General features: G+C 38.6%; 9 protein-coding genes. 7 read left to right on the top strand and 2 right to left on the bottom strand.

Going from position 1 to position 12,661, the window contains the following annotated elements; genetic code table 11:
• Window positions 1–526: 526 nt before the first annotated feature.
• Together KHS79_RS17555 and KHS79_RS17560 are read right to left on the bottom strand one after the other, a co-directional pair.
• On the bottom strand, window positions 527–733 hold the full coding sequence (locus tag KHS79_RS17555; RefSeq protein WP_094788919.1) for a hypothetical protein: 207 nt from the start codon (window positions 731–733) through the stop codon (window positions 527–529).
• A 434-nt stretch (window positions 734–1,167) separates the two neighbouring features.
• Window positions 1,168–2,235, bottom strand: a complete 1,068-nt coding sequence (locus KHS79_RS17560) for a Mut7-C RNAse domain-containing protein (RefSeq protein ID WP_212720673.1) — start codon at window positions 2,233–2,235, stop codon at window positions 1,168–1,170.
• A gap of 608 nt (window positions 2,236–2,843) precedes the next feature.
• On the opposite strand from KHS79_RS17560, the gene KHS79_RS17565 reads away from it, so the two are divergent.
• From KHS79_RS17565 to KHS79_RS17595, 7 genes are all read left to right on the top strand, one after another.
• Window positions 2,844–4,634, top strand: a complete 1,791-nt coding sequence (locus KHS79_RS17565; RefSeq protein ID WP_212720675.1) for a GspE/PulE family protein — start codon at window positions 2,844–2,846, stop codon at window positions 4,632–4,634.
• A 377-nt stretch (window positions 4,635–5,011) separates the two neighbouring features.
• The gene (locus tag KHS79_RS17570; protein ID WP_212720677.1) at window positions 5,012–5,941 is read left to right on the top strand and encodes an endo alpha-1,4 polygalactosaminidase; all 930 of its coding nucleotides are present in this window, start codon (window positions 5,012–5,014) and stop codon (window positions 5,939–5,941) included.
• Window positions 5,942–6,256: 315 nt separating this feature from the next.
• Window positions 6,257–7,693, top strand: a complete 1,437-nt coding sequence (eat, locus tag KHS79_RS17575) for an ethanolamine permease (protein WP_212720679.1) — start codon at window positions 6,257–6,259, stop codon at window positions 7,691–7,693.
• A 100-nt stretch (window positions 7,694–7,793) separates the two neighbouring features.
• Window positions 7,794–9,146, top strand: coding sequence for a glutamine synthetase family protein (locus KHS79_RS17580; protein ID WP_212720681.1), 1,353 nt, complete (start codon window positions 7,794–7,796; stop codon window positions 9,144–9,146).
• A gap of 74 nt (window positions 9,147–9,220) precedes the next feature.
• On the top strand, window positions 9,221–10,615 hold the full coding sequence (locus KHS79_RS17585) for an aldehyde dehydrogenase family protein (protein WP_212720683.1): 1,395 nt from the start codon (window positions 9,221–9,223) through the stop codon (window positions 10,613–10,615).
• A 4-nt stretch (window positions 10,616–10,619) separates the two neighbouring features.
• Window positions 10,620–11,819 (top strand): iron-containing alcohol dehydrogenase, encoded by a 1,200-nt coding sequence (locus tag KHS79_RS17590; RefSeq protein ID WP_212720685.1) that lies wholly within the window; start codon window positions 10,620–10,622, stop codon window positions 11,817–11,819.
• 19 nt (window positions 11,820–11,838) lie between these two features.
• Entirely contained in the window at window positions 11,839–12,570 is a 732-nt protein-coding gene (locus tag KHS79_RS17595) for a glutamine amidotransferase-related protein (protein WP_212720687.1), read from the top strand.
• Window positions 12,571–12,661 lie beyond the last annotated feature (91 nt).

The raw sequence follows: 12,661 nt of genomic DNA on the forward strand, positions 1-12,661 counted from the left end.
TATTCGTATAAATGATGAAATCTTTACGTCGACTAATGCTTAAAGAAGTGATGTTTACTAAAAAATTCATTACCGGATCCTGAATACAATCGGCTTAAGTAATGAGTAAGAGCAAAATTTAGACAGAGTACAAAAGTTGACGTCTTTAATATCTATATCCTTAAAAACGTCAAAATCGTTTACTTGTTTTTTGTAAAGTTTTGTAACTTTCGTGCCAAGTTTGATTTAGTCGAGAGGGGAGGTTGCTAAATGAAGTAAAAGGCTACCTGTAACATAAAAATTAAATAGATGTTACTGTAGCCCTATTAAGCTCAATACCAACTAGAGTACAGCCGGTTTAGTGGATGATGTGTCGTATTGGGGCAATGAGGCCTATGAGGCTCATCAATCGCAAGATTTGCATGGCAGTGTGGGCAGTAACTTCCCTTAAGCTTAGTGTTTGAGCTTCTACAATAAGGGCAAGGCTCTGAACGACTAATCATGCCTGTACCACCACAGTAATGACAATTGATTTGTTTCATAGTGATTAATCGTCACCCCAGTGCTTTTTCAAGTGTCGTAGATTATCAGCCTTATTCCTTTCTGCTTCGGCTTTTTTTCTAAGCTCATTTGAGTGAGAGGTTTGAAAAGTTTCACTTTCCTCTGCTTCTCTTGCCTCCTTTTCAAATTTTGATGCGGCATCTTCATGTTTCTTAATTAGACGGTCAGCTTTTTCCTTACTGTATCCTGTCATAACTGTATCCTCATGATTTGGCCTTTTTGGATAAACACCCCTTTAGAGGTGAGTATGCCGTTTGCTTTGGATATAAAATACAACATTCAGAGGTTATATACTCAAAGCGAAGGATTTTTAGTAGCGGTCGTCAAGTGATGAAGCTCCAGGCGCTTATATTAATAAGTGACTGTGGTGGCAGTTAAATGTGCCTCGGCAATAGCTCCTGCATTGCTCTACTATATGACATCCATGTCATTATGCATAAACTGCATTCCCACCATCCTTGGTAGTCAAGATCTCTGACAACAAACCCTAAAATTGATTCGCGAAGTGTATATTTTCATCTCTGTGGGTATAAGTATAGGAACAATTTTGTACCCTGTTAGACGTCAGCAACTATGTAATTATACTTATATTTTTTGCAGAAAATTGAATAAAATATTGGATATTACTTAATTTTCAAGCATGTGAATAATAGTTTTCATTTTATCAACATGACTTCCATGCCAGTAAATTTGTTGGCAATGAGAGCACTGATTAAAGGTGGTAAAACTTGTATAAACATCAGTAGGTACAAGGTGTTTAACGTTCGTTTTATCGACACTGGTAATTTTACTGTTACAACGAATGCATAAGCTAAAAGGTTCTATATATTGTTTTAGGTTATAAAATGTTGAGACTTCTTTAAGCTGTAATAAAGGTTTACGGTTTCGTAACCATCGACCAAACTTAATATTACTTCGCTTTAAAAGACCTAAGTCACGAGATAGCATAATTCGTTGTTCTTTTTCTGCTAAGGCAGCAAGTTTTGCATCACCTAAGTCATGATTCCAATAAAGTGTATCAAAGCCCAACATACGTAAATAGTTGCATAGTCGGCCTAAATGAACATCTAAAATAAAGTGAGGGTGACTGGTCGGTTTTACTGGTAAGTTTGTTGCTTGATGTTGATTTAAAACATCTCTTACGGGATATAGTGTAATAACATCATTGTTATTGAGTTGATAAGTAAATGGTTGGAGTTGATTATTAACATAGAGCGCTCCAACTTCGGTATGGGGTATACCAATTGCTTCAATTGAGTCTTTGATTGCAGGAAAGCGATCAAAAGCGTAGTTTATTTTTGGTTGCTGAACAAAGTCAGTTAACTCCCCGTTAATGAAGAAAGTACACTGATGTTCTTTTGGTGATGCGCTGTAAGTTTTATTGCTGATATATTTTGGCCATATTTTATACAAAACAACTTTGGCATCAGCGAAGCTAATATCACCAAGATGACTAAGTTGATTCGCGAGACTAGAGAACTGTTCCGCTATATACGCTGCGTTTTCTTGTGATTGATAATGATTAATCACCATATGTTTTGTTTGTTTTTGATACTGGTGTAGTGAGCTGAACCCATAGAGATTACAAAGCAATTGGTAGGCGCGTGTTGTTTTTATTGTTTGTGGCCAGTAATGGATGAGGGTTTTAGCCTGTTTCTTCAGGGTGTGAGGTGCTATAAATAGTTGTTTGGTCACTGGGATGTCCTACATCATTAGTACAATGAGCTATCGAAAATGTTAACGACCACTGTTATGCCCCACACTGCAGATAGTCACATACTTGATAGCGTTACTAATAATGTCATGCTCCCAATATACCCTTCGCTGTGGGTATATGATGAGCAGTTAACCATGAGCGATGGCTCTTTTCTTGTGGGGAGAAGGCATATGGTAATACCGCTGCCAATAATACCAATATTGTAGGGGAAGGCAAGTATTGGTGTGTATCTTAGCTTGATCAACAGAGAAGGGGGGGTATGAAAAAAATCATAATTGATATGGAATATTTGTTTAAGAAATGTTTATTGCATTTTGTTATGATTGTTACTTTTTAAAAAGCAAATTATTGCCATCTTTTTTGTCAATCAATTCTATCATTCATATTGCTGACGTGTTTAAGATATAGCTGCAGTGAAAGATATACCCAATACGAATGGTTTTTAGGTGCGGCCATCGAGTGACGAAGCCCCATGAACCTATATTAATAGGTGATTGGGGTGAGGAGTGAAGATAACAAAACCTAGAAATCATTCGTGAAGGGTATACATAAGTGATCGGTACCTGTGTAGCAGTAAGGATATAGCATGACAAACGAAGAGCTTGAGCGTGCAGTAGTAGACTATATTCTGGAAAAAAACCTGATTCCACCGCAGAAGCTTGTTCAAGCAAAAATAATAACAAGTTACTCTGATAATTTAATCTATGAAGTCCTTTATGATTTAAATCTGTTATCTGTTGACCAATTAAATAAAATATTATCTGAAGTGACAGGATTTCCCGTTATAGATCCTCTTTATGAAATAAATAAAATAAACATTCCAGAAGAAGTATTATCGCTATTACCTAATGAATTGGTTCTTCAATATGTCATTTTTCCTTTTCGCCTTGAAGAGAATACGCTCTTTATTGCAATGTCGAACCCTACGGATAAAGCGTTAGTTGATCAGATAGAAAAGAAAGCTGGATATCCCGTTAAGCGCTTTGTTTGTTACTTTAAAACGATACTTCGTGCAGTTGTTCGACACTACTCATACATGGAAGGTAAAAACTTTAATGATGTTATCCAAGATGCCATTGATGAGGTAGAGGGCCGTAAAGATATTAAACCAGAAGTCAGTATTTGGACTGAGCCTTTAGGTAAGGCATTGAAACGGGAGATTACACTTTTTACAAATAAAGCTGAGATGCCTGCAGAAGGTGAGGTGGGTGTCTCCATGTTGATACAGCAAATTATTGACTATGCAATCTATATGGGGGCCAGTGACATACATTTTGAAGCTTTTGAAGATGCTATCAAAGTGCGTTTACGTAAGGATGGTATTTTAGCTACCCAGTGGTATTTACCGAAAATAATCCAGAATAGATTATTCAATCGCATTAAAGTTATGGGTAATCTTCGTTCTACAATGAGCACTTTTGCTCAGGATGGTAGCTTTACTTATCAGAATATTGTGGATGCAGGTGTTGATATACGATTATCCACTGTGCCGACAATACATGGTGAGCGGATTGCCATGCGTATTTTAGATAAGAATCGTAGGGTATTAGAGTTGAATGATTTGGGTATTCCCCCTAAGGAGTATCAGACATTTATCAAAGCACTTAAAACCAGTCAGGGGTTAATCTTAAATGTAGGGCCAACAGGGAGTGGTAAAACAACAACTATATATGGAGCGCTTGACTTTTTAAACAGAGATTTCTGTTCGATTATCACCATGGAATCGCCGATTGAGTATCAAATAAGTGGCGTTAGTCAAATTCATGTTGATCCAAATAAAAAATATAATTTTGTTGAAGCCTTTGCCGATGTGTTAAGGCAAGACCCTGATGTTATTGTATTAGGAGAAATTTTGGATAGGGAATCTGCACATGTTGCGGTCACGGCTGCTTCAACGGGGCACTTAATTTTTTCGACGTTACATGCAACATGTTCCGCATTTGCTATTCCTCGGTTACTATCATTAGGTGTTGATGCATCAGTGCTTTCTGATGTGCTTCGTGTCATAGTAGCTCAACGATTACTGCGGTTATTGTGCCCGCAATGTAAAGTGATTGATGAGTTATCAGAAGAGCGACTGCAAAGACTAGGATTAGCCCGAGACGATCTGGGGCCAAATAATTATTTTCGCGCTAGAGGCTGCGAACACTGTAATCATAGAGGCTATATTGGACGAGTGGGCTGTTTTGAAGTATTAGAAATTGATGACCGGATCAGAGAGATGATCTTAAATGGTAATACAGGGTTGGATGTTTATTACTATGCGCATCAACATGGTATGCGCAGTATGTTCCATGATGCACTCTTTAAAGCGCAACAGGGTTATACATCACTCGATGAGGTTATTTATCAAGCGCCAATATTTAAGAGGGTTTAATTAGGGCCTATTAATAGGCTCAAAATAACTGTTATATAAATCTCTTATGTATCGAATAACCAGCCTACAAATGATTGCTGCACACAGCACATTAAACATAATTTCTGCTATTCATCATTGACTCTATTCCCAGTTTTTCCTTCCAAATGCTGTTATATGAATTAGTTATCATATATATCTTAAGAATATTTAGATATGATTTACCTTATAAATAGAACAAGGTTATAGTATTTTTAGCATGTTTTTTTGGTGTTATGTGAAGGGTAAAAAATACTAAAAAAAACTATAACTAATTTATTATATATGTTTAAAAAATATTGTTTTTGATGATTCACCAGCATGGTGAAAGTCAAAAAAGTGAATACTGAGGGTTGGGTATGAAGTGCTACAAGCAAAAAATATACAGTGGGCTAATCATTTGTATGATATCCACAGTTTGTACTGCGCAATCTAGTCAAGCATATGATGACTCAGATGCGGTTATTATTACAGACTCATACGATGATATTGTCGGCAAACCGACGAAAACGTGGTGGCAACCAAAGCCTGGCTTAACCTGGTGGTGGCAACTTGAGAACAGTGATACGATGTCTACTGATATCAACGCTGAGGTTGTCGACATTGATCTGTTTGATGGCAGTGAAGGTGGTCAAAATAGTAAGATTAATCAATTTAAGAACAAAGGAAAAAAAGTTATATGCTATTTTAGTGCAGGTACTTATGAAAAGTGGCGAAGCGATGCAAAGCGGTTTACTAAAGAAACGTTGATTCCCGATGGTGACATGGACGACTGGCCCGACGAAACCTGGCTAAATATTGGTAATACTAATGCATTGGTAACAATAAAAAGTATCATGGAAGACCGAATTAAACTTGCTAAAGATTCAGGTTGTGATGCTGTTGAGCCTGATAATGTCGATGGTTTTGAAAATACCTCTGAAACTAAAGGCTATATCAAATATGAAGATCAGTTGAAGTATAATAAATGGCTTGCTGGTACAGCTCACAAATATCAACTGGCTATTGCTTTAAAGAATGATATGCAACAAGTTGAAGAGCTTGTTGATTATTTTGATTTTGCTGTCAATGAACAATGCTTTGTATATGATAATGAATGTGTGCAGTATGAATCTACTTTTTTGAAAAAAAATAAAGCAGTGTTTAGTCAAGAATATGGTGGTTCTGATGGGTTAAGTAAAGCAAAATATCTAAACACAGCATGTCCCTACTTTAAAAGCCAGAATATTGTTTCTTTATGGAAAAAAAGTACAAGTCTTGATGGAAAAGGTGTTGTAACCTGCAAGTAATGTATATTTAACATATCCAAAACGAATGGTATAAAAGCTTGTCCTACAGTCAAAATGACCACTGTCCTCGGCTGTAGGCGTTTTATCCCACCTCTCTTTGAATCTCCAAAGCACCTTGTCAGATAGACTATTGATCTTCAATAGATATTAGCTGGAATATGATAAAGTTATTGATCATTTATAGCAATTTGTTGACAATGCTTTCATGTACCCGTTACAAATATAACAATAAATAGCTAAGAAGCCAGGAAGGCAAATATAAAAATAACCTGCTCGCTGTAGAGAGTAGAATAAAAAAACAGGACGAATACCAGCATGGCTAGCACTGATCCAAGTGTATCATCAGCTTCTACTAAAGATGAAGATTATTTAAGCAAACGACAGTTAAAACAAGGGGCTGTTGGTTGGTTTCTACTAACTTTCTTAGGGGTATCTTATGTTATCTCTGGTGATTTTTCTGGGTGGAACTTTGGCCTAGCACAAGGTGGTTTTGGTGGTTTACTGATTGCGACCATTTTAATGGCTGTTATGTACTTGTTGTTGGTATTTTGTCTAGCAGAGATGTCATCCTCGCTGCCAACAGCAGGTGGTGGTTATGGATTTGCTCGCTGTGCTTTAGGACCCTGGGGCGGTTATATTACTGGCACAGCAATTATTTTGGAATATGCTATTGCACCTGCGGCAATTGCCGTATTTATTGGTGGTTATATGAACTCATTGGTCGGTGTTGATGGACCGATCATCTATCTGCTTTTCTATGTCGTCTTTATAGGTATACATCTATTGGGTGTAGGTGAAGCATTTAAAATCATGTTTGTGATTACAGGAACGGCTATTGTTGCAATTGGTGTATTGGTTGTGAGTCTTTTACCACACTTTAATGCACAAAACCTGTTTGATATACCCGTCAATGAGACCGCGTTAGGCGCTAATCTCTTTTTACCACATGGCTTTTTAGGTATTTGGGAAGCAATACCTTTTGCAATTTGGTTTTTTCTAGCCGTAGAAGGTGTACCACTGGCCGCTGAGGAAGCCCATACGCCTCACAAAGATATCCCTAAAAGTATTATTTATGCGATGACAATTTTAATTATTATTGCCTTTCTAGTCTTGTTTTTAGTGCCAGGTGTTGCCGGTTCTGCAGGCATGCAAGATCATACGGCGCCTTTAGTTGGTGCTATTCAAAAAGTGCATGGCGAGTCATCAAATGCTGCGCTATTTGTAAATATTGCTGGTTTAGCTGGTTTAATTGCCAGTTTTTTCTCGATTACTTATGGCTATTCTCGGCAAATTTTTGCGCTCTCTCGCGCAGGATATTTACCCAAAAGCTTGTCACTCACTTCTCGTCGAAAAGTACCGGTTTTAGCGTTAGTTATTCCTGGAATATTTGGTTTCTTGTTATCATTGACCGGGGAAGGGGACTTGTTAATTACCATGGCAGTATTTGGTGCAACATTATCCTATATTATGATGTGCACTTCCCACTTGCTGCTGCGAAAAAGATCATCGGCTAAAAAGTCAAAGTTTGTGACACCCGGTGGAGCTGTGACGCCTTGGGTTGCTTTAATACTCGCGATAGTGGCTTTTATGAGTACGTTTCTTGCCAATATTGTTGCTGCATGTTGGGCTGCAATATTTTTCGGTATTATGATTTTGTATTTTGCTTTATATAGCCGTTTTCGGCTGGTTGCATCAGCACCTGAGGAGGAGTTTGCGGTGGTGAGTAAGGCTGAGAAGCAGATCTATTCTTAAGGGCAGCTCTAAAAATGCACTTTTTACGCAATAGCAGTGTCAGCGCTGTACTTATGCCTTAATAAAAATATAAATATATCTAGGTTAACAAGGATGTAATATGGATAGTTTGAAAAATGTAAAACAGATAATAAATAATCACCCTGCATCACATATCAAAGTGGGAGTTTTTGATATTGATGGCATTATGTTAGGGAAATATCTAAGTAAGAAAAAATTTATTAATGCCTTGGAAAATGGTTTCAATTTTTGTGATGTCGTATTAGGTTGGGATAGCAAAGACCAGCTTTATGATAATGTACAGCATACTGGCTGGCATACTGGATACCCTGATGCGTCATTAGAAATTCTACCTGAAACAGTACGCTCAATACCTTTTGAAAATAACTTACCTTTGTTTCTAACTCAGTTTGTGGGTAAGTCTGCTGAGGTTTGTCCACGGCAAGTATTACAGCGTGTACTACAGCAAGCCGAACAAATGGATATTGATGTTTATGCGGCGTTTGAATATGAGTTTTTTGTGTTTGCAGAAAATGCAGACTCTGTTCGTGATAAAAAATTTGCTGAATTAAAGCCTTTTACACCAGACTACTTTGGTTACTCCGTTATTAGAAATTCTGTTCATGCTGAACTCTATCATGAGTTATTATCGTTGGCAGAAACAATGCAGTTTCCTATTGAAGGTATTCATACAGAAACAGGGCCTGGTGTCATTGAAGCGGCGTTAGCATATACCGAAGGCTTAAAAGCTGCTGATCAAGCAGCATTATTTAAAACATTCACAAAAGTGTTTGCCCAACGCAGGGGATTAATGGCGACATTTATGGCAAAGTGGTCCCCTGAATTTCCTGGTCAAAGTGGTCATTTGCATGTGTCACTACGCTCTAAGAAAACAGGAAAACCATTGTTTTTTGATGCAGATGAAACTCATCATATGAGTGAAATTCAGCAGTATTTTGTGGCAGGTTTACAGCAGCTCATGCCAGAATTCACGGCGTTAATGGCGCCAACAATAAACAGCTACCGTCGGCTTATACCTGATTACTGGGCACCGACTCATGCGACATGGGGTGTGGAAAATCGAACAACAGCATTACGAGTGATACCTGGTAATGAATACAGTCAACGAGTCGAACACCGTTTACCAGGTGCAGATGCCAATCCTTATTTAGTCTTGGCAGCGGTTGTGGCTGCTGGTTTATGGGGTATCCAACAACAGCAAAAACCCTCAGCGGCAATAACGGGAAATGCGTATGCACTAAAGGAGGAGTCATTAGCCTTGCCCAATAACTTATGGGATGCAGCTCAATTGTTTAAGTCATCCACTGCAGCAAAAACCTTTTTCGGTGAGGGGTTTGTATCACATTTTGCCAGTACTCGAGAATGGGAAGTCAGACAGTTTAGAAAACATATATCGAGTTGGGAATTAGACCGGTATTTTGAAATCATTTAGCTTTTTATTAATACCCGAAATGAGAGGTATACCCATGACGAAGGGTATATCTACCACAGCAAGGAATGCACATTATGGCTACCCATTTTCAAACCATAAGCCCTGTGGATAATTCTATATATGTTGAACGGGAATATTCTATAGGTGAACAAATACAGACAGCTTTGGAAAAAGCGCAAAAAGCTCACACCTATTGGAAGAATGTTTCACTCACACAACGAGTGCAATTATGCTCACAAGCAATTGAATTATTAAAGACCAAACAAGATCAATTAGCCCGAGAAATTTGCTGGCAAATGGGTCGTCCTATTGCCCATGCAGGAGGAGAAATTGATGGCGTGGTAGAGCGTGCAGAATATATGTTAAGCATTGCAGAGTCAGCACTAGCGCCTATTCAGATTGCGGGTAATCATAATCGTATTCGTTATATTCAGAAAGAACCACTGGGTGTGGTGTTTTTAATTGCGCCATGGAACTATCCTTATTTGACGGCAATTAATACGTTAATTCCTGCACTTGTTGCAGGTAATGCTGTGATTATTAAGCACTCAAGTCAAACGCCTTTATGTGCAGAAAGGTTGGTGGAAATCTTTCTGGAAGCTGGTTTTCCTGAAAGTGTATTTCAGTATTTACATTTAACACATGCTGATTGTGGGCAAGTTATTGAACATCCAGCCATAAATTTTGTGGCCTTTACAGGCTCAGTTGCTGGCGGGCGCTCTGTAGCAAATAGTGCGGCCCCACTTTTTAAAGGTGTTGGACTTGAGCTAGGCGGTAAAGACCCTGTTTATATCAGGGATGATGCTGATTTATCCACAGCTGTTGCTTCGGTAATGGATGGTGTATTTTACAATGCGGGACAATCTTGTTGTGGTATTGAGCGCATTTATGTACATAAAGGCGTCTACCATGATTTTATTGATGCAGCCTGTCAATGGGTAAAAACATTAAACCTTGGGCGTCCTGATGAATTGGCAACGACTCTGGGCCCTATGGTCAGCAAACAAGCTGCGACTGTTGTGCGTTCACAAATAAAAGAGGCAGTAGCCAGTGGAGCAACCCCACTAATTGATGAGTTTAAATATGCATTATCGAAGCCTGATACACCTTATTTAGCGCCTCAGTTACTGACTAATGTTAACCACACTATGTCATTAATGAGAGAAGAGTCATTTGGCCCTGTAGCAGGTATTATGACTGTGGATAATGACAATGAAGCAGTTAGTCTCATGAATGATTCAGATTATGGATTGACGGCAGCTATTTATACACAGGATGTTGATATCGCCAAGTCGCTGGGTGAACAATTGGAGACAGGAACAGTGTTTATGAATCGCTGTGACTACCTTGATCCTGCATTAGTCTGGACGGGGGTTAAGTACTCAGGGCGTGGTTGTACACTTTCCATTCTTGGCTATGACCAACTAACACAACCTAAGTCTTATAATCTAAAACTTGTCGAGGCTTAAGGGTATGACTAGTGAGTTACAAATAAATACTTGGAGCTACCCCACCTCTGTTATTGCTGGTCCTGGCTCCCGTCAACAGCTTGCATTTAGTATTGAGCAGATAGGTATACAAAATCCATTGTGGGTTGTGGACACTCAACTACAAAATTTAGTGGAGATTCAGTCACTCATAGCGCAATGTACTTCTACAAAATATACGTCTTCTGACTTGAATGTTTTTGATCAGTTTTTAGGAAACCCAAATGAAGTGCATGTTGCTGAAGGTATCAAACAGTTTAACAACGGTGGACATGATGGTGTCATTGCGATTGGTGGAGGCAGTGCATTAGATATTGCAAAAGCTATTGCATTAATGGCTCATCAACACGATATTTCACTATGGCAGCTGGAGGATGTGGGAAATAACTGGACATTAGCAGATGCTTCAAAAATTCATCCGATTATTGCTATTCCTACCACCGCAGGTACAGGTTCGGAAGTCGGACGGGCTGCAGTTATTACCAATACAGAGGCGAAGAAAAAAGTCATTATTTTTCATCCACTGTTATTGCCAAAACGGGTTATTCTTGATCCAGAGCTATTAGTCTATTTACCTTCAAAATTAACTGCTGCGACGGGAATGGATGCACTTGCCCATAATTTAGAAGCATTATGTGCTCCTGGTTATCATCCAATGGCTAAAGGTATTGCATTAGAAGGTATTCGTTTAATTCATGAAAACTTAATCCTAAGTTATCAACAGCCAGATAACCTTGCAGCAAGAATGCATATGTTGTCTGCTTCAATGATGGGGGCGACCGCTTTCCAAGCTGGCTTGGGAGCAATGCATGCGCTCGCGCATCCCTTAGGTGCTTATTACAATATTCATCATGGATTGTTGAATGCGATTTTGATGCCCTATGTGCTGCAAATGAATGCTGACTGCTGTGAAACATTATTTCAGCGTTTAACGGCCTATCTACAGTTAACTGCAATGCAACCAAACCAGTCATCTGCAACAGTATTGATTGATTGGATTTTGCGTCTAAGAACCTCGCTGGAGATTCCTCATACACTTGGGGATGTGGGAGTGGATGAGCACTGTTTATCTTTTATCAGCAAGGCAGCATATGTTGACCCTTCAGCTTCGACAAACCCAAAGCGATTATCAATAGAGGACTATCAATTACTATGCAGCAATGCAATTAAAGGAATTCTGAATTAAAAATAAGGGATAAATAAAAATGAAGCTGGGAATTTTACAGTGTGATGATGTAAGACCTGAATTATTAAGAAAACATGGCAACTATCCAGCCATGATTCAAAAACTACTTTCTGCAGCTGATTTCCCTTGCGAGTTTTCTATTTTTCAGGTCCATCATAATGAGTTTCCTGACCATATTACTGTCTGTGATGCATATATTACGACAGGAAGTCGTTATAGTGCATATGATAATCTTACTTGGATAAGATTGTTGGAGACATTCTTTCTACAAATTGCAGAAACTAATATTCCTGTAGTAGGTATATGTTTTGGTCATCAAGTAATGGCGCAGGCACTAGGAGGACAGGTAGCAAAATCGCCAAATGGATGGGGAGTGGGAGTTTATCAAAATGATATTGTGTTAAAAACGCCATGGATGGACCCTGTACAATCTAACTTGAACTTAGTAGCAAGTCATCAAGACCAGGTTATTAACCTACCATCTGATGCAACGCATATTGCAGGTTGTGCTTTTTGCCCCAATTATATGGCGCTCTTTACAAAGAATATGTTGGGTATTCAAGGTCATCCTGAGTTTTCAAAAGCTTATGGTAGAGACTTGCTAGAGTGCCGCATAGATGTTGTACCTGCAGCGGTAATGGAACAGGCATTAGCTAGCTTTAATAGTGAGGATGACAGCATAGTCTGTGCGCGTTGGATCTTGAATTTTTTTCATGAATTTAAGCGTCAAGCCTATACTAAATCTTATTAGAAGAAGGACCTAGTATCATTCTTACCTGGGGGGTTGTTTGTAGCAAAGTATATGTAAAGATTAGTCTATGCTTAACAGTAGAAAACAATTT

This window comes from Zooshikella ganghwensis (assembly GCF_018263875.1).
Classification (GTDB): domain Bacteria; phylum Pseudomonadota; class Gammaproteobacteria; order Pseudomonadales; family Zooshikellaceae; genus Zooshikella; species Zooshikella ganghwensis.

Coding starts and splice junctions, on each gene's coding strand:
- KHS79_RS17555 (WP_094788919.1), bottom strand. CDS start 733: ATGACAGGATACAGTAAGGAAAAAGCTGACCGTCTAATTAAGAAACAT.
- KHS79_RS17565 (WP_212720675.1), top strand. CDS start 2,844: ATGACAAACGAAGAGCTTGAGCGTGCAGTAGTAGACTATATTCTGGAA.
- KHS79_RS17570 (WP_212720677.1), top strand. CDS start 5,012: ATGAAGTGCTACAAGCAAAAAATATACAGTGGGCTAATCATTTGTATG.
- eat (WP_212720679.1), top strand. CDS start 6,257: ATGGCTAGCACTGATCCAAGTGTATCATCAGCTTCTACTAAAGATGAA.
- KHS79_RS17580 (WP_212720681.1), top strand. CDS start 7,794: ATGGATAGTTTGAAAAATGTAAAACAGATAATAAATAATCACCCTGCA.
- KHS79_RS17585 (WP_212720683.1), top strand. CDS start 9,221: ATGGCTACCCATTTTCAAACCATAAGCCCTGTGGATAATTCTATATAT.
- KHS79_RS17590 (WP_212720685.1), top strand. CDS start 10,620: ATGACTAGTGAGTTACAAATAAATACTTGGAGCTACCCCACCTCTGTT.
- KHS79_RS17595 (WP_212720687.1), top strand. CDS start 11,839: ATGAAGCTGGGAATTTTACAGTGTGATGATGTAAGACCTGAATTATTA.